This window comes from Streptomyces sp. R28, from assembly GCF_041052385.1.
In the GTDB taxonomy this organism is placed as follows: domain Bacteria; phylum Actinomycetota; class Actinomycetes; order Streptomycetales; family Streptomycetaceae; genus Streptomyces.
This window is the reverse complement of the sequence record NZ_CP163439.1, coordinates 1,938,469-1,963,454: the sequence shown is the minus strand read 5'-3', so window position 1 is coordinate 1,963,454 and position 24,986 is coordinate 1,938,469. Positions and strand designations below refer to the sequence as shown.

At 69.5% G+C, this 24,986-nt stretch carries 24 protein-coding genes; 21 read left to right on the top strand and 3 right to left on the bottom strand.

Going from position 1 to position 24,986, the window contains the following annotated elements; all coding sequences use genetic code 11:
- Window positions 1–171 precede the first annotated feature (171 nt).
- The 7 genes from pgsA (at window position 172) to AB5J49_RS08765 (ending at window position 6,183) form a co-directional block, all read left to right on the top strand.
- Window positions 172–939 (top strand): phosphatidylinositol phosphate synthase, encoded by a 768-nt coding sequence (gene pgsA / locus AB5J49_RS08795; RefSeq protein ID WP_369175083.1) that lies wholly within the window; start codon window positions 172–174, stop codon window positions 937–939.
- Window positions 936–1,871 (top strand): phosphatidylinositol mannoside acyltransferase, encoded by a 936-nt coding sequence (locus tag AB5J49_RS08790; protein ID WP_369167967.1) that lies wholly within the window; start codon window positions 936–938, stop codon window positions 1,869–1,871. Before pgsA ends, AB5J49_RS08790 begins: the two co-directional genes overlap by 4 nt.
- The gene (locus AB5J49_RS08785) at window positions 1,868–3,043 is read left to right on the top strand and encodes a glycosyltransferase family 4 protein (protein WP_369167966.1); all 1,176 of its coding nucleotides are present in this window, start codon (window positions 1,868–1,870) and stop codon (window positions 3,041–3,043) included. Before AB5J49_RS08790 ends, AB5J49_RS08785 begins: the two co-directional genes overlap by 4 nt.
- Window positions 3,044–3,174: 131 nt before the next feature.
- Complete coding sequence (locus AB5J49_RS08780; RefSeq protein ID WP_369167965.1) at window positions 3,175–3,717, top strand: hypothetical protein; 543 nt, start codon at window positions 3,175–3,177, stop codon at window positions 3,715–3,717.
- Between the two features lie 126 nt (window positions 3,718–3,843).
- The gene (gene pdxS / locus AB5J49_RS08775) at window positions 3,844–4,749 is read left to right on the top strand and encodes a pyridoxal 5'-phosphate synthase lyase subunit PdxS (RefSeq protein WP_369167964.1); all 906 of its coding nucleotides are present in this window, start codon (window positions 3,844–3,846) and stop codon (window positions 4,747–4,749) included.
- A gap of 24 nt (window positions 4,750–4,773) precedes the next feature.
- The gene (gene pdxT / locus AB5J49_RS08770) at window positions 4,774–5,382 is read left to right on the top strand and encodes a pyridoxal 5'-phosphate synthase glutaminase subunit PdxT (protein ID WP_369167963.1); all 609 of its coding nucleotides are present in this window, start codon (window positions 4,774–4,776) and stop codon (window positions 5,380–5,382) included.
- A 48-nt stretch (window positions 5,383–5,430) separates the two neighbouring features.
- A complete protein-coding gene (locus tag AB5J49_RS08765) occupies window positions 5,431–6,183 on the top strand; it encodes a YebC/PmpR family DNA-binding transcriptional regulator (RefSeq protein ID WP_369167962.1) in 753 nt (250 codons plus the stop codon).
- Window positions 6,184–6,275: 92 nt separating this feature from the next.
- Here AB5J49_RS08765 and AB5J49_RS08760 read toward each other — a convergent pair whose 3' ends face one another.
- Window positions 6,276–6,581 carry a hypothetical protein gene (locus AB5J49_RS08760; protein ID WP_369167961.1) on the bottom strand — a complete coding sequence of 102 codons (306 nt, stop codon included), beginning with the start codon at window positions 6,579–6,581 and terminating at the stop codon, window positions 6,276–6,278.
- A 330-nt stretch (window positions 6,582–6,911) separates the two neighbouring features.
- Here AB5J49_RS08760 and ruvC point away from each other — a divergent pair, with 330 nt between their 5' ends.
- The 8 genes from ruvC (at window position 6,912) to relA (ending at window position 16,646) form a co-directional block, all read left to right on the top strand.
- Window positions 6,912–7,523: a crossover junction endodeoxyribonuclease RuvC gene (ruvC, locus tag AB5J49_RS08755; RefSeq protein ID WP_369167959.1), complete on the top strand. Its 612-nt coding sequence runs from the start codon at window positions 6,912–6,914 to the stop codon at window positions 7,521–7,523.
- The gene (gene ruvA / locus AB5J49_RS08750; protein ID WP_369167957.1) at window positions 7,520–8,125 is read left to right on the top strand and encodes a Holliday junction branch migration protein RuvA; all 606 of its coding nucleotides are present in this window, start codon (window positions 7,520–7,522) and stop codon (window positions 8,123–8,125) included. Before ruvC ends, ruvA begins: the two co-directional genes overlap by 4 nt.
- A gap of 122 nt (window positions 8,126–8,247) precedes the next feature.
- On the top strand, window positions 8,248–9,318 hold the full coding sequence (ruvB, locus tag AB5J49_RS08745) for a Holliday junction branch migration DNA helicase RuvB (protein ID WP_369167956.1): 1,071 nt from the start codon (window positions 8,248–8,250) through the stop codon (window positions 9,316–9,318).
- 175 nt (window positions 9,319–9,493) lie between these two features.
- Window positions 9,494–9,988 (top strand): preprotein translocase subunit YajC, encoded by a 495-nt coding sequence (gene yajC, locus AB5J49_RS08740; RefSeq protein ID WP_369167955.1) that lies wholly within the window; start codon window positions 9,494–9,496, stop codon window positions 9,986–9,988.
- 132 nt (window positions 9,989–10,120) lie between these two features.
- Window positions 10,121–11,878, top strand: coding sequence for a protein translocase subunit SecD (secD, locus tag AB5J49_RS08735; protein WP_369167954.1), 1,758 nt, complete (start codon window positions 10,121–10,123; stop codon window positions 11,876–11,878).
- A 1-nt stretch (window position 11,879) separates the two neighbouring features.
- Window positions 11,880–12,998 carry a protein translocase subunit SecF gene (secF, locus tag AB5J49_RS08730; RefSeq protein ID WP_369167953.1) on the top strand — a complete coding sequence of 373 codons (1,119 nt, stop codon included), beginning with the start codon at window positions 11,880–11,882 and terminating at the stop codon, window positions 12,996–12,998.
- A complete protein-coding gene (locus AB5J49_RS08725; protein ID WP_369167952.1) occupies window positions 12,995–13,534 on the top strand; it encodes an adenine phosphoribosyltransferase in 540 nt (179 codons plus the stop codon). The genes secF and AB5J49_RS08725 overlap by 4 nt, the downstream gene beginning before the upstream one ends.
- A gap of 577 nt (window positions 13,535–14,111) precedes the next feature.
- The gene (relA, locus tag AB5J49_RS08720) at window positions 14,112–16,646 is read left to right on the top strand and encodes a GTP pyrophosphokinase (RefSeq protein WP_369167950.1); all 2,535 of its coding nucleotides are present in this window, start codon (window positions 14,112–14,114) and stop codon (window positions 16,644–16,646) included.
- Window positions 16,647–16,761: 115 nt separating this feature from the next.
- Here the strand turns inward: relA and AB5J49_RS08715 are convergent, their stop codons facing one another.
- Together AB5J49_RS08715 and AB5J49_RS08710 are read right to left on the bottom strand one after the other, a co-directional pair.
- Window positions 16,762–17,991 (bottom strand): DUF349 domain-containing protein, encoded by a 1,230-nt coding sequence (locus AB5J49_RS08715; protein WP_369167949.1) that lies wholly within the window; start codon window positions 17,989–17,991, stop codon window positions 16,762–16,764.
- Between the two features lie 135 nt (window positions 17,992–18,126).
- On the bottom strand, window positions 18,127–18,954 hold the full coding sequence (locus AB5J49_RS08710; RefSeq protein ID WP_369167948.1) for a peptidylprolyl isomerase: 828 nt from the start codon (window positions 18,952–18,954) through the stop codon (window positions 18,127–18,129).
- Between the two features lie 181 nt (window positions 18,955–19,135).
- On the opposite strand from AB5J49_RS08710, the gene AB5J49_RS08705 reads away from it, so the two are divergent.
- From AB5J49_RS08705 to AB5J49_RS08680, 6 genes are all read left to right on the top strand, one after another.
- Window positions 19,136–19,852 (top strand): MBL fold metallo-hydrolase, encoded by a 717-nt coding sequence (locus AB5J49_RS08705; RefSeq protein WP_369167947.1) that lies wholly within the window; start codon window positions 19,136–19,138, stop codon window positions 19,850–19,852.
- A gap of 11 nt (window positions 19,853–19,863) precedes the next feature.
- The gene (hisS, locus tag AB5J49_RS08700) at window positions 19,864–21,126 is read left to right on the top strand and encodes a histidine--tRNA ligase (RefSeq protein ID WP_369167946.1); all 1,263 of its coding nucleotides are present in this window, start codon (window positions 19,864–19,866) and stop codon (window positions 21,124–21,126) included.
- A 186-nt stretch (window positions 21,127–21,312) separates the two neighbouring features.
- Window positions 21,313–21,969, top strand: a complete 657-nt coding sequence (locus tag AB5J49_RS08695) for a vitamin K epoxide reductase family protein (protein ID WP_369167945.1) — start codon at window positions 21,313–21,315, stop codon at window positions 21,967–21,969.
- A gap of 68 nt (window positions 21,970–22,037) precedes the next feature.
- A complete protein-coding gene (locus AB5J49_RS08690) occupies window positions 22,038–23,393 on the top strand; it encodes a replication-associated recombination protein A (protein ID WP_369167944.1) in 1,356 nt (451 codons plus the stop codon).
- A 304-nt stretch (window positions 23,394–23,697) separates the two neighbouring features.
- A complete protein-coding gene (rpsD, locus tag AB5J49_RS08685; protein WP_030053239.1) occupies window positions 23,698–24,312 on the top strand; it encodes a 30S ribosomal protein S4 in 615 nt (204 codons plus the stop codon).
- A gap of 226 nt (window positions 24,313–24,538) precedes the next feature.
- Window positions 24,539–24,985 carry a DUF948 domain-containing protein gene (locus tag AB5J49_RS08680; RefSeq protein WP_369167943.1) on the top strand — a complete coding sequence of 149 codons (447 nt, stop codon included), beginning with the start codon at window positions 24,539–24,541 and terminating at the stop codon, window positions 24,983–24,985.
- Window position 24,986: the final 1 nt, after the last annotated feature.

Genomic DNA, 24,986 nt, shown 5'->3' with positions numbered 1-24,986 from the left:
GGTGCCCCCAGCGATGGCGGCTCCGGTGACGCCCGCGGTCCTTCGAGCTTTCCACTCCCGTCACGGTGCGTCCATACGGCGGACGTGATCGCGCCGTCCGGCACCGGTGGACCGTGCCGTGCGTCCCGTGTACGAGTGCCCGGCGGTCGCCCGCACCCGCGCGTGGCTACGATGGGCCAGCCGGTGGCCAGCAGGGGCCGCACGGCCACACCGACCCTCGGGAAGGCCATGCTGAACAAGTACGCGCGTGCATTCTTCACGCGTGTCCTCACACCGTTCGCCGCGTTTCTGATCCGGCGGGGCGTGAGCCCCGACGCCGTCACGCTCATCGGCACCGCCGGTGTGGTCGCGGGGGCGCTGGTCTTCTACCCCATGGGAGAGTTCTTCTGGGGCACGGTCGTGATCACACTCTTCGTGTTCTCCGACCTCGTCGACGGAAACATGGCCCGCCAGCTCGGCCGCTCCAGCCGCTGGGGCGCCTTCCTGGACTCCACGCTCGACCGGGTCGCCGACGGCGCGATCTTCGGCGGCTTCATTCTCTGGTACGCCGGTGGGGGCGACGACCTCGTCCTGTGCGCCGTCTCGATCTTCTGCCTGGCCAGCGGCCAGGTGGTGTCGTACACCAAGGCCCGGGGCGAATCGATCGGCCTGCCGGTCGCGGTCAACGGCCTCGTCGAGCGCGCCGAGCGTCTGGTCATCTCCCTGGTCGCGGCCGGCTTCGCGGGCCTGCACAAGTTCGGGGTACCCGGCATCCAGTACCTGCTGCCCGTCGCCCTGTGGATCGTCGCCGTCGGCAGCCTCGTCACGCTGATCCAGCGGGTCGTCACGGTCCGCCGCGAGTCGGCGGAGGCGGAAGCGAATGCGGAGGCGGAGGCGGAGGCGGAGGCAGTGCAGGAGAAGCCGCAGAGCGCCTCTCAAGGGAGCGAGGCAGCCAAGTGAGTGCCCAGGAGCGGCTCACTGACGCGCTGTACGGCCTCGGCTGGGGCACCGTCAAGAAGCTCCCCGAGCCGGTTGCCGTAAGGCTCGGCCGCACCATCGCCGACCTCGCCTGGAAGCAGCGGGGCAAGGGCGTCCTGCGGCTGGAGAGCAACTACGCGCGCGTGGTGCCCGACGCGAGCCCCGAGCGCCTCGCCGAGCTGTCCCGCGCGGGCATGCGGTCGTACCTGCGCTACTGGATGGAGTCCTTCCGGCTGCCCGCCTGGAGTGCCGAGCGCGTCAAGGGCGGCTTCGACGTCAAGGACGTCCACTACCTGACCGACGGTCTGGCCGCGGGCAACGGTGTCATACTCGCCCTGCCGCACCTGGCCAACTGGGACCTCGCGGGCGCCTGGGTCACCACCGAGCTGGAGACGCCGTTCACGACTGTCGCCGAGCGTCTCAAGCCCGAGACGCTGTACGACCGTTTCGTCGCCTACCGCGAGGGCCTCGGTATGGAGGTCCTGCCGCACAGCGGCGGCACCGCCTTCGGCACGCTGGCCCGCAGGCTGCGCGACGGCGGCCTGGTCTGCCTGGTCGCCGACCGCGACCTGTCGGCGTCCGGCGTCGAGGTCGAGTTCTTCGGCGACACGGCCCGCATGCCCGCCGGACCGGCGTTGCTGGCCCAGCAGACCGGGGCGCTGCTGCTCCCGGTCACGCTCTGGTACGACGACTCACCGGTCATGCAGGGACGGGTCCATCCTCCGATCGAGGTGCCCGGGACAGGTAGCCGGGCGGAGAAGACGTCTGTCATGACACAGGCGCTGGCCGACGCCTTCGCCACGGGGATCGCCGAACATCCGGAGGACTGGCACATGCTCCAGCGCTTGTGGCTCGCCGACCTGGAACCACGACCAGGTGACACGCCCACCGGCCCGGACGGAGAGCGTCCGTGAGGATCGGCATCGTCTGCCCGTACTCCTGGGACGTGCCGGGCGGCGTCCAGTTCCACATCCGCGACCTCGCCGAGTACTTCATCCGGCTCGGCCACGAGGTGTCCGTCCTGGCCCCGGCCGACGACGACACCCCGCTCCCGCCGTACGTGGTCTCGGCGGGACGCGCCGTGCCGGTGCCGTACAACGGCTCGGTCGCCCGTCTGAACTTCGGCTTCCTCTCGGCGGCCCGCGTCCGACGCTGGCTGCACGACGGCGAGTTCGACGTGGTCCACATCCACGAGCCGGCCTCGCCGTCGCTCGGCCTGCTGACCTGCTGGGCGGCACAGGGCCCGATGGTCGCCACCTTCCACACCTCCAACCCCCGGTCCAAGGCGATGATCGCCGCGTACTCGATCCTCCAGGCGGCCCTGGAGAAGATCAGCGCCCGGATCGCGGTGAGCGAGTACGCCCGCCGCACGCTGGTGGAACACCTGGGCGGCGACGCCGTGGTGATCCCCAACGGCGTCGACGTCGAGTTCTTCGCCAAGGCCGAGCCCAACCCCGAGTGGCAGGGCGACACCGTCGGCTTCATCGGCCGTATCGACGAGCCCCGCAAGGGCCTGCCGGTACTGATGAGGGCCCTGCCCAAGATCCTCGCCGCCCGCCCGCAGACCAGGCTGCTCGTGGCGGGCCGCGGCGACGAGGAGGAGGCGGTCGAGTCGCTGCCCAAGGAGCTCCGCTCCCGCGTGGAGTTCCTCGGCATGATCAGCGACGAGGACAAGGCCCGCTTCCTGCGCAGCGTCGACCTGTACGTCGCGCCCAACACCGGCGGCGAGAGCTTCGGGATCATCCTGGTCGAGGCGATGTCGGCCGGCGCCCCGGTCCTCGCCTCGGACCTGGACGCCTTCGCCCAGGTCCTCGACCAGGGCGCGGCGGGCGAGCTCTTCGCCAACGAGGACGCGGACGCCCTGGCCGAGGCAGCGGTACGCCTCCTGGAGGATCCGGCCCGCCTGGCGGAGCTGCGGGAGCGGGGGCGCGAGCATGTCCGCCGCTTCGACTGGTCCACCGTCGGGGCGGACATCCTGTCGGTGTACGAGACGGTGACGGCCGGCGCGGCAGCGGTGGCCGCGGACGAGCGGACCGGAGGCGGCGGGAGCGGTCTGCGGGCGCGGTTGGGGCTGGTACGGGACTGACGGTCAGCCGGGTGATCAGCCGGTGTTGTCAGCCGGGCTGAGGGGACGGTTGCCGCCGGTGCCTCCCGGCAACGGCCGTGCCGACACCCCGCACGACCTCCGGCTGCCCCGGCGCGGCTAGTCTGCCGCCCGTGACCGCAACTCTCATCTGGATCCTCGTAGCCCTCGTCGTGATCGGCCTCTACCTGAGCTGGACCGCCGGCCGCCTCGACCGGCTGCACGCCAGGATCGACGCCACGCGCGCCGGCCTCGACGCACAGCTGCTGCGCCGCGCCTCGGTGGCCCAGGAACTGGCCACCTCCGGCGTGCTGGATCCGGCCGCGTCGATCGTCCTGTACGAGGCCGCCCACGCTGCCCGGCAGTCCGTGGAGGAGCAGCGGGAGGTCGCCGAGAGCGAGCTGAGCCAGGCGCTGCGGGCCGTGTTCGCCGAGACCCAGCAGGTGCAGGCGGTGCGGGAGGCGCCCGGGGGAGAGGAGGCGGCCCGCGAGCTGACCGAGGCGATCCGCCGGGTACCGATGGCCCGCCGCTTCCACAACGACGCCGTACGGGCGGCCCGGGCGCTGCGCCGGCACCGCAAGGTCCGCTGGTTCCGCCTGGCGGGTCACGCCCCGTTCCCCATGGCCTTCGAGATGGACGACGAGCCCCCCGCGGCACTGGTCGACAGGGCCGCCTGACCAGCAGGTTCGCGCCAGCAGGCAGGAAAAGGATCCACCGGCTTCTCATTGGCCCTTGCTGTGGCCTGGTCCACTCCCGTTTCCTCGGTGCTTGCAGTAACCCTTTTTCACCGAGTGAGGTCACCCGTGTCCACTTCCGAAAACCAGGCTCCCGAGACCGGCACCGCGCGCGTGAAGCGCGGCATGGCCGAGCAGCTCAAGGGTGGCGTGATCATGGACGTCGTCACGCCGGAGCAGGCGAAGATCGCCGAGGACGCGGGCGCCGTCGCCGTCATGGCCCTGGAGCGGGTCCCCGCCGACATCCGCAAGGACGGCGGCGTGGCCCGGATGTCCGACCCGGACATGATCGAGGGCATCATCGACGCCGTCTCCATCCCGGTCATGGCCAAGTCCCGTATCGGCCACTTCGTCGAGGCCCAGGTCCTGCAGTCCCTCGGCGTCGACTACATCGACGAGTCCGAGGTCCTCACCCCGGCCGACGAGGTCAACCACTCCGACAAGTGGGCCTTCACGACCCCCTTCGTCTGTGGCGCCACCAACCTGGGCGAGGCCCTGCGCCGCATCGCCGAGGGCGCGGCCATGATCCGCTCCAAGGGCGAGGCCGGCACGGGCAACGTCGTCGAGGCCGTCCGCCACCTGCGTCAGATCAAGAACGAGATCGCCAAGCTGCGCGGCTTCGACAACAACGAGCTGTACGCCGCCGCCAAGGAGCTGCGCGCCCCGTACGAGCTGGTCAAGGAAGTCTCCGAGCTCGGCAAGCTCCCGGTGGTGCTGTTCTCCGCCGGTGGCGTCGCCACCCCGGCCGACGCCGCGCTGATGCGCCAGCTCGGTGCCGAGGGCGTCTTCGTCGGCTCCGGCATCTTCAAGTCCGGCGACCCGGCCAAGCGCGCCGCCGCCATCGTCAAGGCGACCACGTTCTACGACGACCCGAAGATCATCGCGGAAGCGTCCCGCAACCTCGGCGAGGCCATGGTCGGCATCAACTGCGACACCCTCCCTGAGACCGAGCGCTACGCCAACCGCGGCTGGTAAGCACCCTCCAAGGACTGCACGTACATGACTGACGCACCCGTCATAGGCGTCCTGGCCCTCCAGGGCGACGTACGGGAGCACCTCATCGCCCTGGCCGCGGCCGACGCCGTGGCCAGGCCGGTGCGGCGCCCCGAAGAGCTCGCCGAGGTCGACGGCCTCGTCCTCCCCGGCGGTGAGTCCACGACCATCTCCAAGCTGGCCATCCTGTTCGGCGTGATGGAGCCGCTACGCGCGCGCGTGCACGGCGGCATGCCCGTCTATGGCACCTGCGCCGGCATGATCATGCTCGCCGATAAGATCCTCGACCCGCGCTCGGGGCAGGAGACCGTCGGCGGCATCGACATGATCGTGCGCCGCAACGCCTTCGGGCGGCAGAACGAGTCCTTCGAAGCGACGGTCGACGTCAAGGGCGTCGAGGGCGATCCTGTACAGGGCGTCTTCATCCGCGCCCCCTGGGTCGAGTCCGTCGGCGCCGAGACCGAGGTGCTTGCCGAGCACGAGGGCCACATCGTCGCGGTCCGCCAGGGCAACGCGCTCGCCACGTCGTTCCATCCGGAGCTGACCGGCGACCACCGTGTGCACTCCCTGTTCGTCGACATGGTGCGCGCGAACCGGACAGCGGAGTCCTTGTAGGATCTCTGGGGTTCGTAAAGAGTTGGGTTACGCGAAGGAGACAGGCAGATGTCCGGCCACTCTAAATGGGCTACGACGAAGCACAAGAAGGCCGTGATTGACGCCAAGCGCGGCAAGCTCTTCGCGAAGCTGATCAAGAACATCGAGGTCGCGGCCCGCATGGGCGGCGTCGACATCGAGGGCAACCCGACTCTCTACGACGCCATCCAGAAGGCGAAGAAGCAGTCGGTCCCCAACAAGAACATCGACTCCGCGGTCAAGCGCGGCGGTGGCCTTGAGGCCGGTGGCGCCGACTACGAGACGATCATGTACGAGGGTTACGGCCCGAACGGCGTCGCGGTGCTCATCGAGTGCCTCACCGACAACCGCAACCGCGCCGCCTCCGACGTCCGCGTCGCCATGACCCGCAACGGCGGCAACATGGCCGACCCGGGCTCCGTGTCGTACATGTTCAGCCGCAAGGGCGTCGTCATCGTCCCCAAGGGCGAGCTGTCCGAGGACGACGTCCTCGGTGCCGTCCTGGACGCGGGCGCCGAGGAGGTCAACGACCTCGGTGAGTCCTTCGAGGTCGTGAGCGAGGCCACCGACCTGGTCGCGGTCCGCACCGCCCTCCAGGAGGCCGGCATCGACTACGACTCCGCCGACTCCAGCTTCGTGCCGTCCGTCCAGGTCGAGCTGGACGAGGAGGGCGCCAAGAAGATCTTCAAGCTGATCGACGCGCTCGAGGACAGCGACGACGTCCAGAACGTCTTCGCCAACTTCGACGTCAGCGACGAGATCATGGAGAAGGTCGACGCCTGAGCGCCGGGGAGTCCGGCCAGGACATGAGAACGGCCCGCCGAAGGAGACTTCGGCGGGCCGTTCTCATGTGTGGTCCTGCGTCAGGCGACCGTTCAGCCGCTGACGCTCTTGAGGTCGCCGGTGTGCTTCATGCTGCCCTTGCCGTCGGCCTTGACGGTGTCGGCCTTCATGTACTCGACCGCGCCGTCCTTCCACCAGATGTTGATGGTGGCCTTGTGGTCGCAGATGTTGTGGTAGTAGACGGTGGTGGTCGAAACACCGTCGCCCCACGAGTAGTTGAAGCAGCCGCTGCGGCCCTCGTGCTTCGCCCTGGTGGCCGCCTGGGCGGGAGTCGCCACGGCCACACCCGCCAGCAGGACGGACGCGGTCACGGCAGCAGCCTTCGCGATGTTGCGCATGGAATCCCCGATTCATGTGTGCAAGTGCTCGACGCGAACGTTCGGTTCGCGACAACGCGGACGGTGGTCTGCCGTCCGCGACGATCCGGAAGCTATAAGCGATCAAGTGTGCGAAGCAACGGAGAATGGCCCCAGCCGCTCCGCCTTCTGGTGACATGCCGGTCATGTCGGGGCGCCAGGTCATGATCCTTTGCCGTCCCTTTGATCTTGCTCTGTGACCCGGTCCGGCCGGCGCTGCGTTGTCAGTGCCGCCGGATAGCCTGGCTGCGCGGGATGGACAGGGAACCGAACCGGAACCGAACCCGCGGACGAGGGAAGCGAAGGAGCCAGGTGCGCGTACTCGGTGTGGACCCCGGGCTGACCCGGTGCGGCGTCGGGGTCGTCGAAGGCGTCGCCGGACGTCCGTTGACGATGCGAGGCGTCGGTGTCGTCCGTACGGCCCCGGATGCGGACCTGGCCCACCGCCTCGTCGCCATCGAACAGGGCCTCGAAGCCTGGCTGGACGAGCACCAGCCCGAATTCGTCGCCGTGGAACGCGTGTTCAGCCAGCACAACGTCCGTACCGTGATGGGCACCGCCCAGGCCAGCGCGGTCGCACTGCTCTGCGCCGCCCGCCGTGGCATCCCCGTCGCGCTGCACACCCCGAGCGAGGTCAAGGCCGCCGTCACCGGAAGCGGCCGCGCCGACAAGGCACAGGTGGGCGCCATGGTCACCCGCCTGCTCCGGCTCGACGCACCGCCCAAGCCGGCCGACGCCGCCGATGCCCTCGCCCTCGCCATCTGCCACATCTGGCGCGCACCCGCCCAGCAGCGCCTCCAGCAGGCCGTTGCCCAGAACCGGCTGCAACAGGCCGTCGCCCAGCACGCAGCGAAGACCTCACACGAAGCGAAGGCCTCGCGCGCAGCGAAGACTTCGCACACATCGAAAGGCCGTACCGCATGATCGCCTTCGTCAGCGGCCCGGTCGCCGCCCTCGCCCCCGACTCCGCGGTGGTCGAGGTGGGCGGCATCGGTATCGCCGTCCAGTGCACGCCCAACACGCTTTCCGGGCTGCGCATGGGCCAGCAGACCAAGCTGGCCACCTCCCTCGTGGTACGGGAGGACTCGCTGACCCTGTACGGCTTCGCGGACGACGACGAGCGCCAGACCTTCGAGCTGCTGCAGACCGCGAGCGGGGTCGGCCCGCGCCTGGCCCAGTCGATGCTGGCCGTGCACAGCCCGGACGCCCTGCGCCGCGCCATCGCCACCAGTGACGAGAAGGCGCTCACCGCGGTCCCCGGCATCGGCAAGAAGGGCGCCCAGAAGCTGCTCCTCGAGCTGAAGGACCGCCTGGGCGAGCCGATCGGAGCGCCCGCTGTCGGCGCTCCGGTCACCAGTGGCTGGCGCGACCAACTGCACGCCGCCCTGATCGGCCTCGGCTACGCAACCCGCGAGGCGGACGAGGCCGTCACCGCCGTGGCACCGCAGGCCGAGGCGGCCGAGGGCGTGCCCCAGGTGGGCCAGTTGCTGCGGGCGGCCCTGCAGACCCTGAACAGAGCGCGCTGAAACAGCGGGATTCCCGGGAGGTCCGAAACGGCGCCTCGGGAATCCGGCACACACTCATCCGACGGCTCCGTCACCGCGTCCGACGTACGACCCATCCGACCGCGACCCCCGAGGCACACTCCATGAACTGGGACGACACGACCGACACCTCCGCCGCCGAGCGGCTCGTCGGTGGGTCCGCCGACCGTGAGGACCAGGCCGTCGAGGCCGCCCTGCGGCCCAAGGACCTGGACGAGTTCATCGGTCAGGAGAAGGTCCGCGAGCAGCTCGACCTCGTCCTGCGCGCCGCACGCGCGCGTGGCGCCACCGCCGACCACGTACTGCTCTCCGGCGCCCCGGGCCTCGGCAAGACCACCCTCTCCATGATCATCGCGGCCGAGATGGGCGCCCCCATCCGCATCACCTCCGGTCCCGCCATCCAGCACGCCGGCGACCTCGCCGCGATCCTCTCCTCCCTCCAGGAGGGCGAGGTCCTCTTCCTCGACGAGATCCACCGCATGTCACGGCCCGCCGAGGAGATGCTCTACATGGCGATGGAGGACTTCCGCGTCGACGTCATTGTCGGCAAGGGCCCCGGCGCCACCGCCATCCCGCTCGAACTCCCGCCGTTCACCCTGGTCGGCGCCACCACGCGCGCGGGTCTGCTGCCGCCCCCGCTGCGCGACCGCTTCGGCTTCACCGCGCACATGGAGTTCTACGAGCCGACCGAGCTGGAGCGCGTCATCCACCGCTCGGCCAACCTGCTCGACGTCGAGATCGAGGCCGACGGCGCCGCCGAGATCGCCGGCCGCTCCCGTGGCACGCCCCGCATCGCCAACCGCCTGCTGCGCCGCGTCCGCGACTACGCCCAGGTCAAGGCCGACGGGATCATCACCAGGGACATCGCAGAGGCCGCCCTCGCCGTCTACGAGGTCGACGCCCGAGGCCTCGACCGGCTGGACCGAGGCGTCCTGGAGGCCCTGCTGAAGCTGTTCGGCGGCGGCCCGGTCGGCCTGTCCACGCTGGCGGTCGCGGTGGGGGAGGAGCGCGAGACCGTCGAGGAGGTCGCCGAGCCCTTCCTCGTCCGGGAGGGCCTGCTCGCCCGTACCCCGCGTGGTCGTGTCGCCACCCCCGCGGCATGGGCGCATCTCGGCCTCACGCCGCCCCGCTCACAAGCTGCGGGAAACGGACAACAGGATCTGTTCGGGGCGTGATGACGCGGTGACGGCGAGGGCATTGGCCGGAGTAGGAACCCCGGTGCCATGCTGAGCGTTGTTCCATGCATGCGGACTCGCTTAGACTCCGCCGATGCCGCCTTTGTCGACGGCATACATACCCCCAACCATCAGGCCGCTCACCATCGCGGTCGTGTGAAGGAAGTACCGACCCGTGAGTCTCGTGACCCTCCTCCCGTTCATCGTGCTCATCGGGGCCATGTTCCTGATGACCCGGTCGGCCAAGAAGAAGCAGCAGCAGGCGGCCGACATGCGGAACCAAATGCAGCCCGGCAGCGGCGTCCGCACCATCGGGGGCATGTACGCGACTGTCAAGGAGGCCAATGAGGACACGGTCCTCCTTGACGCCGGCCCGGGCGTGGAGCTCCTCTTCGCCAAGAACGCGATCGGTGCCGTCCTCTCCGACGACGAGTACAACCGCATCGTGCACGGCATCGAGCACGACCTGAAGTCCGACGTCGTCCCGGACGACGCCTCCTCCCTCACCGAGACCGACGAGCCCGCCGCCGACGCTGCCGCCTCCGACGACAAGCCTGTCGACCTCGGCAAGAAGGACGAGGCCGACGAGGCGTCCGACGACACCGCGGCCGCCGAGGCGAAGACGGATGTTGAGTCGAAGAAGACCGACGGCGAGTCCGACGCGAAGTAGCCGTGTCCCGGGGGCGCGCGGGCCATGCCTGCGTGCCCCGGAACATGCCGATCTCGCATGGGATCCCGATACCAGTCATAGCCGCTCGCCCGCTGACCTGGCGCGAGGCGGCCCGAGAGGGAGTACGAGAAGGTGGCAGCACCTAAGAAGGGCCGGAGCGCGAGCGCCCAGAGCAAGCCAGGGCGCTCGCTGGCCCTCATCCTGATCGCCATCGTGGGCCTCACCGCGGGGATGTTCGCCACGGGGCAGACCACCCCACGTCTTGGCATCGACCTGGCCGGCGGCACGAGCATCACGCTGCGCGCGGTCACCGAGCCGGGCCAGGAATCCGCGATCAACAAGACCAACATGGACACCGCGGTCGAGATCATGAACCGCCGTGTCAATGGTCTTGGTGTCTCGGAGACCGAGGTTCAGACCCAGGGCGCGAAGAACATCATCGTCAACATCCCCAAGGGCACCAACGCCAAGGAGGCCCGGGCCCAGGTCGGCACCACCGCGAAGCTGTACTTCCGCCCGGTGCTCGTCACCGAGATCTCCGGTGCCGCCGCGACGCCCACCCCGTCGCCGAGCCCCTCCGCGAGCTCTTCGGGCGGGGCGACCGACAAGGCGACCGACAAGACGACCTCCTCGTCCTCCCCCTCGGGCACCCCGTCGGCGACCTCCACCACGCAGGGCCGTGCGGTCACCGACGCCCTGAAGGCGGACGCGACGCCGTCCACGAGCGCCTCCAGCAGCGCCTCCCCGTCTGCGTCTGCGAGCAGCGGCTCCGACGCGGCCACGAGCAAGCTCCAAGCCCAGTACGCCGCGCTCAACTGCGTGAACGAGAAGGCCCGCGCCGAAGCCGGCAAGGGTGCCAAGCCCACCGATCCCACGGTGGCCTGCGGCAAGAACTCGTCCGGCCAGTGGCAGAAGTACATCCTCGGCCCGGCCGAGGTCGACGGCACCGACGTCAAGAAGGCCAGCGCCGTCTTCAACACGCGGACCGGCGCCGGCTGGACCGTGACCATGGACTTCACGTCCGACGGCCGCAAGAAGTTCGGCGACATCACCGGCAAGTTGGCCAAGAACCAGCAGCCGCAGAACCAGTTCGCCATCGTCCTGGACGGCGAGGTCATCTCCGACCCGTCCGTCAGCGAGGCCCTGACCGGCGGCAACGCGGAGATCTCCGGCAACTTCACCCAGGAGTCCTCCCAGAGCCTCGCCAACATGCTGTCGTACGGCGCCCTGCCGCTGACCTTCAAGGAGGACAGCGTCACCACCGTCACCGCCGCGCTCGGCGGTGAGCAGCTGCACGCCGGTCTGATCGCCGGCGCGATCGGTCTCGCCCTGGTCGTCCTCTACCTGTTCCTCTACTACCGGGGCCTCGCGCTGGTCGCCGTGGCCTCGCTGCTGGTCTCCGCCGCCCTCACCTACGTGATCATGGCTCTGCTCGGCCCGGCCATCGGCTTCGCGCTGAACCTCCCGGCCGTCTGCGGTGCCATCGTCGCCATCGGCATCACAGCGGACTCGTTCATCGTGTACTTCGAACGCGTCCGCGACGAGATCCGCGAGGGCCGCTCGCTGCGCCCCGCCGTCGAGCGGGCCTGGCCGCGCGCCAGGCGCACCATCATGGTCTCCGACTTCGTGTCGTTCCTGGCCGCCGCGGTGCTGTTCGTCGTCACCGTCGGCAAGGTCCAGGGCTTCGCGTTCACGCTCGGCCTGACCACCCTGCTCGACGTGGTCGTGGTGTTCCTGTTCACCAAGCCGCTGCTGACGATCCTGGCCCGCAGCAAGTTCTTCGGCAGCGGCCACAGCTGGTCCGGCCTCGACCCGAAGCGACTGGGTGCTCGTCCGCCGCTGCGCCGCACCCGCCGTCCCTCCGCCCCCGTCGAGACGAAGGAGGCGTGAGATGTCGAAGCTCGGCAACCTCGGCGCCCGACTGCACCGTGGCGAGGTCGGCTACGACTTCGTCGGCAACCGCAAGATCTGGTACGGCATCTCCATCCTGATCACCATCACGGCCATCGTCGGCCTGGCGGTGCGCGGCCTGAACATGGGCATCGAGTTCCAGGGCGGAGCGGTCTTCACCACCCCGGCCAAGACCTCCGCCTCGGTCTCCCAGGCGGAGAAGTACGCGGAGGAGGCGTCCGGCCACGACGCCATCGTCCAGAAGCTCGGCAACGGCAGCCTGCGCATCCAGGTCGCGGGCATCGACACCAACAAGGCCGACCAGGTCTCGACGGAGCTGGCCAAGAACCTGGGTGTCGCCGAGAAGGACGTCACCGGCGAGCTCGTCGGCCCCAGCTGGGGTGAGCAGATCGCCAACAAGGCCTGGCAGGGCCTCGCGATCTTCCTGGTCCTGGTGGTGATCTATCTGGCGATCGCGTTCGAGTGGCGCATGGCCGTGGCCGCGTTCGTCGCGCTGATCCACGACATCACCATCACGGTCGGGATCTACGCCCTCGTCGGCTTCGAGGTCACACCGGGCACGGTGATCGGTCTGCTGACGATCCTCGGCTATTCGCTCTACGACACGGTCGTCGTCTTCGACAGTCTCAAGGAGCAGACGAAGGACATCACCAAGCAGACCCGCTGGACCTACAGCGACATCGCCAACCGCTCGATCAACAGCACCCTGGTCCGCTCCGTCAACACCACGGTGGTGGCGCTGCTGCCGGTGGCGGGCCTGCTGTTCATCGGCGGCGGTGTCCTCGGCGCCGGCATGCTCAACGACATCTCGCTGTCGCTGTTCGTCGGCCTCGCAGCCGGTGCGTACTCCTCGATCTTCATCGCCACGCCGCTCGTCGCCGACCTCAAGGAGCGCGAGCCGCAGATGAAGGCCCTGAAGAAGCGTGTGCTCGCCAAGCGGGCCCAGGCCGCCGCACAGGGCGAGTCCCCGAGCGCCTCGGCCGCCGAAGAGCCGCTCGACGATGACCATGAGGACGCCGCCCCCGCGGTCGTCGGCCCGCGCGACCAGCCCGTGTCCCGTAGCCGGGGCCGTGGCCGACCCTCGGGGAAGCGCCGATGACCGACATCAAGGAGCTGCTGCTCAGCCGCATCCGTGACGTGGCGGACTACCCGGAACCGGGCGTGATGTTCAAGGACATCACCCCGCTCCTGGCGGACCCGGCGGCGTTCACGGCCCTCACCGACGCGCTGGCCGAGATCGCCGCGAACACCGACGCCACGAAGATCGTCGGCCTCGAGGCCCGAGGCTTCATCCTCGGCGCCCCCGTCGCCGTGCGCGCGGGCATCGGCTTCATCCCGGTGCGCAAGGCGGGCAAGCTCCCCGGGGCGACGCTCAGCCAGGCGTACGACCTGGAGTACGGCTCCGCCGAGATCGAGGTGCACGCCGAGGACCTCACCGCGGGCGACCGCGTCCTGGTCATCGACGACGTCCTGGCGACAGGCGGCACCGCGGAGGCCTCGATCCAGCTGATCCGCAGGGCCGGCGCCGACGTGGCCGGCCTGGCCGTGCTGATGGAACTGGGCTTCCTCGGCGGCCGAGCCCGCCTGGAACCGGCCCTCGCCGGGGCCCCGCTGGAGTCGCTGCTCCTGGTCTGAGTCAGATGCTCGCGTGAAAGCCGTGAGCACGCATCGCAGAACATGCCGCGCGCCCGTACTGGGCGCGCGGCATGCGTGTGTCGCGGGGGATCTCCTGCTCGCCACAGGCATGCCGGTGGCGACCGGGTACGGCGAAGCCGCACACGCGGGCCGCGTGGCCGCGTGCGGGGGGGCGTACGTCGGGCGTGCGGGAGGGGCCATACGCCCGGCGGCGACGACGCGCGCACGCCCTTCGCCGAGGAGTGCCGCCGGGCGGGCGACGGAGGCGCGACGGAGCGAGCCCTGTGTCCTGAACCGCGCACACGGACCCGTTCCGAACCGCGCACACGGACCGTTCCGAACCGCGCACAGGCTGCTCGCAAGAGGCGTACGAGAGCCGTGTGACAGGCGGAGGAAAGGCGGGCGTCACCCGCCGGACAACGGGGCGAGGCCTCCGGGGGAATCCTGCGGCAGCCCCTCGTGTTTCTCCGGTAGACGGCCCTCACATCGGGCTGAAGGCGATCCTCGGGCGCAGGATCGCTACCATGGGGTCTCCGGAGCCTGACTGGGGGACCCGGATCGCGCACGAGGAGCCCTCTTGCCAGACGAGGCCCAGCACCTGACCGCCGCCAAGCCCGAGTCCGCCTCGGCGCCCGCGGCGAAGCCCGCGCCGAACGCGTCGCACGCGAAGAACGACACCCGCGGGCCGGTCGAGCACGCCCAGTCCGCGCCCGTCGACAAGACGGCCGACCAGTCGCGCCCCAAGCCCGTTCCACCCGAGCGCCCCGCACCGGCCGTCCGCCCGAACACCGGACAGCCCGCCCGCACCGGCTCCTCCAACCGCGTCCGTGCCCGTCTCGCCCGCCTCGGCGTCCAGCGCTCCAACCCGTACAACCCGGTGCTGGAGCCGCTGCTGCGGATAGTGCGCAGCAACGACCCGAAGATCGAGACGGCCACGCTCCGGCAGATCGAGAAGGCGTACCAGGTCGCCGAGCGCTGGCACCGCGGCCAGAAGCGCAAGAGCGGCGACCCGTACATCACGCACCCGCTGGCGGTCACCACCATCCTCGCCGAGCTGGGTATGGATCCGGCCACCCTGATGGCGGGCCTGCTGCACGACACCGTCGAGGACACCGAGTACGGCCTCGACCAGCTCCGCCGCGACTTCGGCGACTCCGTCGCCCTGCTCGTCGACGGCGTCACCAAGCTCGACAAGGTCAAGTTCGGCGAGGCCGCGCAGGCCGAGACCGTGCGCAAGATGGTCGTCGCCATGGCCAAGGACCCCCGCGTCCTGGTCATCAAGCTCGCCGACCGCCTGCACAACATGCGCACCATGCGCTACCTCAAGCGCGAGAAGCAGGAAAAGAAGGCGCGCGAGACCCTCGAGATCTACGCGCCGCTCGCCCACCGCCTCGGCATGAACACCATCAAGTGGGAACTGGAGGACCTCGCCTTCGCGATCCTCTACCCCAAGATGTACGACGAGATCGTACGGCTGGTGGCCGAGCGGGCACCGAAGCGTGACGAATACCTGGCCATAGTGACCGACGAGGTCCAGCAGGACCTGCGCGCCGCCCGCATCAAGGCGACCGTCACCGGCCGCCCGAAGCACTACTACAGCGTCTACCAGAAGATGATCGTCCGCGGCCGTGACTTCGCGGAGATCTACGACCTGGTGGGCATTCGTGTACTTGTCGACACGGTCCGCGACTGTTACGCCGCCCTCGGCACCGTGCACGCGCGATGGAACCCGGTCCCCGGCCGGTTCAAGGACTACATCGCGATGCCCAAGTTCAACATGTACCAGTCGCTGCACACGACGGTCATCGGCCCCAACGGCAAGCCGGTCGAGCTGCAGATCCGCACCTTCGACATGCACCGCCGCGCCGAGTACGGCATCGCCGCGCACTGGAAGTACAAGCAGGAGGCCGTCGCCGGCGCCTCCAAGGTCCGCACCGACGCGCCGAAGTCGTCCGGCAAGGGCAAGGACGACCACCTCAACGACATGGCGTGGCTGCGCCAGCTGCTGGACTGGCAGAAGGAGACCGAGGACCCCGGGGAGTTCCTGGAGTCCCTGCGCTTCGACCTGTCCCGCAACGAGGTCTTCGTCTTCACGCCGAAGGGCGACGTCATAGCGCTCCCGGCCGGCGCGACTCCTGTCGACTTCGCGTACGCCGTGCACACCGAGGTCGGCCACCGCACCATAGGAGCGCGGGTCAACGGCAGGCTCGTACCCCTCGAATCCACCCTGGACAACGGCGACTTGGTGGAGGTCTTCACCTCCAAGGCGGCCGGCGCGGGGCCCTCCCGCGACTGGCTCGGCTTCGTCAAGTCGCCGCGCGCCCGCAACAAGATCCGCGCCTGGTTCTCCAAGGAGCGCCGCGACGAGGCGATCGAGCAGGGCAAGGACGCCATCGTCCGCGCGATGCGCAAGCAGAACCTGCCGATCCAGCGCATCCTGACCGGCGACTCGCTGGTCACGCTCGCGCACGAGATGCGCTACCCGGACATCTCCGCCCTGTACGCGGCGATCGGCGAGGGCCATGTCTCCGCGCAGAACGTCGTACAGAAGCTCGTCCAGGCGCTCGGCGGCGAGGAAGCCGCCACCGAGGAGATCGACGAGTCGGTTCCGCCGGCCCGCGGTCGCAGCCGCAAGCGTCGCTCCAGCGCCGACCCCGGCGTCATCGTCAAGGGCGTCGAGGACGTGTGGGTCAAGCTGGCCCGCTGCTGTACGCCCGTACCCGGCGACCCGATCATCGGCTTCGTCACACGCGGTAGCGGAGTATCGGTTCACCGCAGCGACTGTGTGAACGTGGATTCGCTGTCCCGCGAGCCCGAGCGCATCCTCGAGGTCGAGTGGGCGCCCACCCAGTCCTCGGTCTTCCTGGTCGCCATCCAGGTCGAGGCCCTGGACCGCTCCCGGCTCCTCTCGGACGTCACGCGCGTGCTGTCCGACCAGCACGTCAACATCCTCTCCGCGGCCGTCCAGACCTCCCGCGACCGCGTCGCCACCTCTCGCTTCACCTTCGAGATGGGCGACCCGAAGCACCTCGGGCACGTCCTGAAGGCGGTCAGGGGCGTCGAGGGCGTGTACGACGTGTACCGCGTGACATCGGCGCGCAGCCGGTCGTAGGAGAAGGCGAGCTCGTAGGAGAAGACGAGCTCGTAGGCATACGACGAGAAGGGCCCCGTACGCGATGTACGGGGCCCTTCTCGTCGTATGGCTGTTGCTGTCGTCCGGCCGGCCCTTAGCCGCCGAACTCGTGCAGGCCCTTCAGAGCCTGGTCCAGAAGCGCCTGGCGGCCCTCCAGCTCCCGCTCGAGCTTGTCGGCCTTGGCGTTGTTGCCCTGGGCGCGCGCCTGCTCGATCTGGCCGTTCAGCTTGTCCACGGCGGCCTGGAGCTGACCGGTCAGACCCTCGGCACGCGCGCGTGCCTCCGGGTTGGTCCGGCGCCACTCGGTCTCCTCGGCCTCCTGGATGGCCCGCTCGACGGCGTGCATCCGGCCCTCGACCTTGGGGCGGGCGTCGCGCGGCACATGGCCGATGGCCTCCCAGCGCTCGTTGATCGAGCGGAAGGCGGCACGCGTGCCCTTCAGGTCGCCGATCGGCAGGAGCTTCTCGGCCTCCTCGGCCAGCTCCTCCTTCAGCTTCAGGTTCTCCGCCTGCTCGGCGTCACGCTCGGCGAACACCGAGCTGCGAGCCGCGAAGAAGACGTCCTGGGCGCCGCGGAAGCGGTTCCACAGGTCGTCCTCGTGCTCGCGCTGGGCGCGCCCGGCTGCCTTCCACTCCGACATCAGCTCGCGGTAACGGGCAGCCGTCGGGCCCCAGTCGGCCGAACCGGACAGCGACTCGGCCTCGGCGACCAGCCGCTCCTTCGTCCTGCGAGCCTCCTCGCGCTGCGCGTCCAGCTGCGCGAAGTGCGCCTTGCGGCGCTTGGAGAACGCCGACCGGGCGTGCGAGAAGCGGTGCCACAACTCGTCGTCCGACTTGCGGTCGAGCCGCGGCAGACCCTTCCAGGTGTCCACCAGGGCCCGCAGCCGCTCACCCGCGGCCCGCCACTGGTCGGACTGGGCCAGCTCCTCCGCCTCGGTGACCAGCGCCTCCTTGGCGTGCCGGGCCTCGTCGGACTGCTTCGCGCGCTGCTGCTTGCGCTCCTCGCGGCGCTTGCCGACGGTCTCGACCAGCTTGTCCAGGCGGGTCCGCAGGGCGTCCAGGTCGCCGACCGCGTGGTGCGCGTCGACCTGCTCGCGGATGTGGTCGATCGCGGTCTGCGCGTCCTTCGCCGACAGGTCGGTGGTCTTCACTCGCTTCTCGAGGAGGCCGATCTCGACAACCAGGCCCTCGTACTTGCGCTCGAAGTAGGCCAGCGCCTCATCAGGGGAGCCGGCCTGCCAGGATCCGACGACCTGCTCGCCGTCGGCCGTACGCACGTACACGGTCCCCGTCTCGTCGACGCGGCCCCACGGGTCGCTGCTCACAGCGCCTCCTCCACATGATGCCTGCGTGGGGCTTGTGTTCCCCCGGGCATCGTCCACAGTTTCGTCACGGCCAACATAGGCGACCGGCGGGTTGCCTGTCCGCATCCCGCGCGACCGAAATTCCCCAGCTGGAGGTCAGGATTTGGTGACCGTCGCCTTGTTGATCACGACCGTCGCGTTGGGCGCGGTGTTCTGGGTCGTGGGGTCGGCGGGCTGGGCCCCGGCGTCCGCAATCTTCTTGAGTACCTTCATGCCGGATTCGGAAACGGTACCGAACGGTGTGTAGCTCGGCGGAAGCTGACTGTCCTGATAGACCAGGAAGAACTGGCTGCCGCCGGAGTGCTTCTGCCCGGTGTTCGCCATCGCGACGGTGCCCGCCGGGTAGATGTTGTTCTTGAGGCTTTTGTCCTTCAGGTTCTCGTCCGGGATCGTGTACCCGGGGCCGCCCGAGCCGGTGCCCGTCGGGTCGCCGCACTGCAGCACGTAGATGCCGGTGTCGGTCAGCCGGTGGCACTTGGAATGGTCGAAAAAGGCCTTCCCGGCGAGGAAGTTGAAGGAGTTGACGGTGTGCGGAGCGGCCGACGCCTTCAGCGCGATGTCTATGTCACCGCACGTCGTCGCCAGCTTCATCGCGTACTTCGCCGACTTGTCGATGGTCAGCGCCGGCTCCTTCTTCCAGGTCGCCGTCTTGACCTTGCCCGCCGCGGGCTTCTCGCACGGGTCAGGAGCCTTGCTGGTCGCGCTGGGCGTGACCTCCGCGCTCGCGTTGCTCTTGCTGTCGTCGTCGCTCTTGAGGACCCCGGTCGTGTACAGGGCGAGGCTGCCGATGATCACCACCCCGAGCGCCGACGCGATCACCGAGTTGCGCATGCGCGCCTTGCGCCGGGCGGACGTACGCCGCTGCTGCTGCCGCAAGAACTTCTCCCGGGCGAGCTGACGCCGCCGCTGTTCCTGGCTGACCACCGGGTTCTCTCCTCATGCGTCGTGTGTGTCGACCGGTACGCGTGCGTTCATTGAGCCGATCGCCTGCGTGTGCCCCGTACCGTATATGGGTTCGCTGAGGAATCGGCAGCGCCGGTAGGCTCTGACGACAGGCGGAGCCCGCCGACAAACCACCTGTGTCGACACAAACGTAAGGACGATCGTGCTCATTGCCGGGTTCCCCGCCGGGGCCTGGGGGACGAACTGTTATCTCGTCGCCCCCGCCGCCGGTGAGGAGTGCGTGATCATCGACCCGGGCCACGAAGCGGCCCCCGGAGTCGAGGAAGCACTGAAGAAGCATCGGCTCAAGCCCGTCGCCGTCGTCCTCACCCACGGCCACCTCGATCACGTGGCCTCGGTCGTCCCGGTGTGCGGCGCACACGACGTACCGGCCTGGATCCACCCCGAGGACCGGTACATGATGAGCGACCCCGAGAAGGCGCTCGGCCGCTCCATCGGCATGCAGCTGATGGGCGAGCTGACCATCGGGGAGCCGGACGACGTCAAGGAGCTGACCGACGGCGCCAAGCTGGAGTTGGCCGGCCTGGAGCTGACCGTCGCGCACGCGCCGGGCCATACCAGGGGGTCGGTGACCTTCGGCCTGCCCGAGGCGGCGGACATCCCGCCGGTCTTCTTCTCGGGCGACCTGCTGTTCGCCGGCTCCATCGGACGCACCGACCTGCCCGGCGGTGACATGGCCGAGATGCTCGAATCGCTGGCCCGCGTGTGCCTGCCGCTCGACGACTCGACCGTGGTGCTGTCCGGCCACGGCCCCCAGACGACCATCGGCCAGGAGCGCGCCACCAACCCGTATCTGCGGCAAGTGGCCGCGGGCCGCCAAGATCGCGGCGCCGCAGAGGCTCCCCGACGAGGAATGTGACGAGACCTTCCGTGAGCACCTTCAAAGCCCCCAAGGGCACGTACGACCTGATCCCGCCGGACTCCGCCACGTACCTGGCCGTCCGTGAGGCGATCGCGGCTCCGCTGCGCAACTCCGGCTACGGCTACATCGAGACGCCCGGCTTCGAGAGCGTCGAGCTGTTCGCGCGCGGTGTCGGCGAGTCCACCGACATCGTCACCAAGGAGATGTACGCCTTCGAGACCAAGGGCGGCGACAAGCTGGCCCTGCGTCCCGAGGGCACGGCATCGGTCCTGCGCGCGGCCCTGGAGGCCAACCTGCACAAGGCGGGCAACCTCCCGGTCAAGCTCTGGTATTCGGGCTCCTACTATCGCTACGAGCGTCCCCAGAAGGGCCGTTACAGGCACTTCTCCCAGGTCGGCGCCGAGGCGATCGGCGCCGAGGACCCGGCGCTGGACGCCGAGCTGATCATCCTGGCCGACCAGGCCTACCGCTCGCTCGGCCTCAGCAACTTCCGGATCCTGCTCAACAGCCTGGGCGACAAGGAGTGCCGCCCGGTGTACCGAGCGGCGCTGCAGGACTTCCTGCGCGGCCTGGACCTGGACGAGGACACCCTGCGCCGCGCGGAGATCAACCCGCTGCGCGTCCTCGACGACAAGCGTGAGTCGGTCCAGAAGCAGCTGACCGGTGCCCCGCTCCTGCGCGACTACCTCTGCGACGCCTGCAAGGCGTACCACGAGGAGGTCCGCGAACTGATCACCGCCGCGGGCGTCTCCTTCGAGGACGACCCGAAGCTGGTGCGCGGCCTGGACTACTACACGCGTACGACCTTCGAGTTCGTCCACGACGGTCTGGGCTCCCAGTCCGCGGTGGGCGGCGGCGGCCGCTACGACGGCCTGTCCGAGATGATCGGCGGCCCCGCGCTGCCGTCCGTCGGCTGGGCCCTGGGCGTCGACCGCACGGTGCTCGCCCTGGAGGCCGAGGGCGTGGAGCTCCAACTCCCGTCGTCCACCAGCGTGTTCGCGGTGCCGCTCGGCGAGGAGGCGCGCCGCATCCTGTTCGCCAAGGTCACCGAGCTGCGCAAGGTCGGCATCGCGGCGGACTTCTCCTACGGCGACAAGGGCCTCAAGGGCGCGATGAAGAACGCCAACCGCAGCGGCGCCCGCTACACGATCGTCGCCGGCGAACGCGACCTCGCCGAGGGTGTCGTACAGCTCAAGGACATGGAGTCCGGTGAGCAGACGGCGATCGGCGTCAACGAGATCGTCGCGGAGTTGGAAGCCCGACTGGGCTGAATTCCGAAAGGGCGGGGACCGGTTCGGGTCCCCGCCCTTTGCCGTCCCGTCGATGTCCTGAACCGAACGCCTCCACCCGATCGCGCGCCTTTCCTTATGTCCAGCGAACGGTGGGCACGCGTGCGTGTGCGGCACAATGTGCCGTGTCCGGAGAAATTCCAAGTCTCAAGTGACGGAATCGGCGTGATGAGCAAGACGACAGTCAAAGACGTCTCCACCGAGCCCGAGCCGGAGCGTGCCGCGGCGGTGCCGCAGTCGGCGGGCGGCAGTCGTGCGTTCGCCCTGATGCTGGTGATCACCGGCGCGGCGGGACTGCTTGCCGCGTGGGTCATCACGATCGACAAGTTCAAGCTGCTCGAGGCCAAGGTCGAGGGCAAGACGTTCACCCCTGGCTGCAGCCTGAACCCCGTCGTCTCCTGCGGCAGCGTCATGGAGAGCAAGCAGGCCGCCGCCTTCGGGTTCCCCAACCCGATGCTCGGCCTGGTCGCCTACGGCATCGTCATCTGCGTCGGTATGAGCCTGCTGGGCCGCGCCCGCTTCCCGCGCTGGTACTGGCTCACCTTCAACGCCGGCACGCTCTTCGGCGTGGGCTTCTGCGCCTGGCTGATGTTCCAGTCGCTGTACCGGATCAACGCGCTGTGCCTGTGGTGCTCGCTGGCCTGGGTCGCGACGATCATCATGTTCTGGTACGTGACGTCGTTCAACATCCGAAGCGGCTTCCTGCCCGCGCCGAACTGGCTGAAGAGCTTCTTCGGCGAGTTCACCTGGGTCATGCCCGTGCTGCACATCGGAATCATCGGCATGCTGATCCTGACCCGCTGGTGGGACTTCTGGACCAGCTGAGCGGCCGGCCCAGCCGGGCCTCTCCGGGCGCGGGCGGGATTGTCAGTGCGGTGATTTAGGGTTTCAGCGTGGAGCCCGACCTGTTCACCGCCGCCGCAGAAGAACGCCAGGAGAAGGACCCCGCCGGCAGTCCCCTGGCGGTGCGCATGCGCCCGCGCACCCTGGACGAGGTGGTGGGCCAGCAGCACCTGCTGAAGCCGGGCTCGCCCCTGCGCAGACTCGTCGGCGAATCAGGCGGCGGCCCCGCCGGACCCTCCTCGGTGATCCTCTGGGGCCCGCCCGGCACCGGCAAGACCACCCTGGCGTACGTCGTCTCCAAGGCCACCAACAAGCGCTTCGTCGAGCTCTCCGCCATCACCGCCGGGGTGAAGGAGGTCCGCGCGGTCATCGACGGCGCCCGCCGCGCCACCGGCGGCTTCGGCAAGGAGACCGTCCTCTTCCTCGACGAGATCCACCGCTTCAGCAAGGCCCAGCAGGACTCCCTCCTCCCGGCCGTCGAGAACCGCTGGGTGACCCTCATCGCGGCGACCACCGAGAACCCGTACTTCTCGGTCATCTCCCCCCTGCTGTCCCGCTCCCTGCTCCTCACCCTCGAACCCCTCACCGACGACGACCTGCGCGGCCTCCTGCACCGGGCCCTCACCGACGAGCGCGGCCTGGGGGGCGCAGTCACCCTCCCCGAGGACACCGAGGCCCACCTGCTGCGCATCGCCGGCGGCGACGCCCGCCGCGCCCTGACCGCCCTGGAGGCGGCCGCCGGGGCGGCGCTCGACCAGGGCGAGACGGAGATCGGCCTGCAGACACTGGAGGAGACCGTCGACCGGGCGGCGGTGAAGTACGACCGCGACGGCGACCAGCACTACGACGTGGCCAGCGCCCTCATCAAGTCCATCCGCGGCTCCGACGTCGACGCCGCCCTGCACTACCTGGCCCGCATGATCGAGGCCGGCGAGGACCCCCGCTTCATCGCCCGCCGCCTGATGATCTCCGCCAGCGAGGACATCGGCCTCGCCGACCCGAACGCCCTGCCGATCGCGGTCGCCGCCGCCCAGGCCGTCGCCATGATCGGCTTCCCCGAGGCCGCCCTCACCCTCAGCCACGCCACCATCGCCCTCGCCCTCGCCCCCAAGTCCAACGCCGCGACCACCGCGATCGGCGCCGCCCTGGACGACGTACGCAAGGGACTGGCCGGCCCGGTCCCGCCCCACCTGCGCGACGGGCACTACAAGGGCGCCGCCAAACTCGGGCACGCGCAGGGGTACGTGTATCCCCACGACCTGGCCGAGGGCATCGCCGCCCAGCAGTACGCCCCGGACGCCATCAAGGACCGCGAGTACTACGAGCCCACCCGGCACGGCACCGAGGCGCGGTACGCCGATGCCGTGGAGTGGACCAGGAAGCACCTCGGTCGCAGGCGGTCCTGACCAGCCTGTAGAATCCCTCGAAGTGCTGAGTCCCGTGTCCGGCTCCGGTCGGCGCCTCAGGCGGGACAACCAGCCGGATCTGTTGATCCAGGAGCGTCGCGCACCGTCGTAGGTGTCGCGGGCAGCCCACCACCACCCGCAGTTCCGGGACCGGTCGGTGGGCCGTTCGTGTGCTGCACGTATGTGCCCAGACCAGGGGAGCGGCTGCCTGGCAAGTCCCTCGCGGACCTGTCGGGAATTCCCCCGGCTGCGGATTGCGACCTCCCGTAACTCTGAGGCAGCCGAAACAGGAAAAGGAAAAGAAGTGGCGAACCAGTCCCGCCCCAAGGTCAAGAAGTCGCGTGCCCTCGGCATTGCGCTGACCCCGAAGGCCGTCAAGTACTTCGAGGCCCGTCCCTACCCGCCGGGTGAGCACGGCCGTGGCCGCAAGCAGAACTCGGACTACAAGGTCCGTCTGCTCGAGAAGCAGCGTCTGCGTGCGCAGTACGACGTGTCCGAGCGTCAGCTCGTCCGCGCCTACGAGCGTGCCTCCAAGGTTCAGGGCAAGACCGGTGAGGCCCTGATCATCGAGCTCGAGCGTCGTCTCGACGCCCTGGTCCTGCGTTCGGGCATCGCCCGCACCATCTACCAGGCCCGTCAGATGGTCGTGCACGGCCACATCGAGGTCAACGGCGGCAAGGTCGACAAGCCGTCGTTCCGCGTCCGTCCCGACGACGTCGTGATGGTCCGCGAGCGCAGCCGCGAGAAGACCCTCTTCTCCATCGCCCGTGAGGGCGGCTTCGCCCCCGAGGGCGAGACCCCGCGCTACCTCCAGGTGAACCTCAAGGCCCTGGCGTTCCGCCTGGACCGTGAGCCGAACCGCAAGGAGATCCCGGTGATCTGCGACGAGCAGCTCGTCGTCGAGTACTACGCCCGTTGATCCTTCAGCGGTCGTAGGACTTCTGCGCCTGAGCCCGTCGTCTCCCCGCCCTTCCGGGCGGGCGGGGCGGCGGGCTTTCGCATGTGCACGGTCGGACTTCCGGCAACTCGGCTCCGCGCGGGTGGTAATCCGGTGCAGAGCGGCACCCCCGGCGCGATAGGCTCGGTGCACGACTTTTTCGATGTAGACCGATGTAGAGGCACGTTTCAGGGAGCGGGTGCACACAGTGTCCGGTGGAGAGGTTGCCGGGATCCTGGTGGCCGTGTTCTGGGCGATCCTGGTCTCCTTCCTCGCCGTCGCGCTGGCGAGGCTGGCCCAGACGCTCAGGGCGACCACCAAGCTCGTCGCGGACGTGACGGACCAGGCCGTCCCGCTCCTGGCAGAGGCCTCCACGGCGGTGCGCTCCGCGCAGACCCAGATCGACCGGGTCGACGCGATCGCCTCCGACGTCCAGGAGGTCACGTCGAACGCCTCCGCCCTGTCGACCACCGTCGCCTCCACCTTCGGCGGCCCCCTGGTCAAGGTCGCGGCCTTCGGGTACGGCGTGCGCCGGGCCCTCGGCGGACGCAAGGACGACGCGCCGGCCAAGGCGCCCCGACGCACCGTGATCGTGGGCCGCACGGTTCCGGGCGCGCGACGGGAGAAGCGAAACCTCCGCGGGAAGAGGGACTGAG

What these genes read in the sequence shown, in the direction of transcription:
- pgsA (WP_369175083.1), top strand. Translation starts at nt 172, where the DNA reads ATGGGCCAGCCGGTGGCCAGCAGGGGCCGCACGGCCACACCGACCCTC.
- pdxT (WP_369167963.1), top strand. Translation starts at nt 4,774, where the DNA reads ATGACTGACGCACCCGTCATAGGCGTCCTGGCCCTCCAGGGCGACGTA.
- AB5J49_RS08765 (WP_369167962.1), top strand. Translation starts at nt 5,431, where the DNA reads ATGTCCGGCCACTCTAAATGGGCTACGACGAAGCACAAGAAGGCCGTG.
- AB5J49_RS08760 (WP_369167961.1), bottom strand. Translation starts at nt 6,581, where the DNA reads ATGCGCAACATCGCGAAGGCTGCTGCCGTGACCGCGTCCGTCCTGCTG.
- ruvA (WP_369167957.1), top strand. Translation starts at nt 7,520, where the DNA reads ATGATCGCCTTCGTCAGCGGCCCGGTCGCCGCCCTCGCCCCCGACTCC.
- ruvB (WP_369167956.1), top strand. Translation starts at nt 8,248, where the DNA reads ATGAACTGGGACGACACGACCGACACCTCCGCCGCCGAGCGGCTCGTC.
- secF (WP_369167953.1), top strand. Translation starts at nt 11,880, where the DNA reads ATGTCGAAGCTCGGCAACCTCGGCGCCCGACTGCACCGTGGCGAGGTC.
- AB5J49_RS08725 (WP_369167952.1), top strand. Translation starts at nt 12,995, where the DNA reads ATGACCGACATCAAGGAGCTGCTGCTCAGCCGCATCCGTGACGTGGCG.
- AB5J49_RS08695 (WP_369167945.1), top strand. Translation starts at nt 21,313, where the DNA reads ATGAGCAAGACGACAGTCAAAGACGTCTCCACCGAGCCCGAGCCGGAG.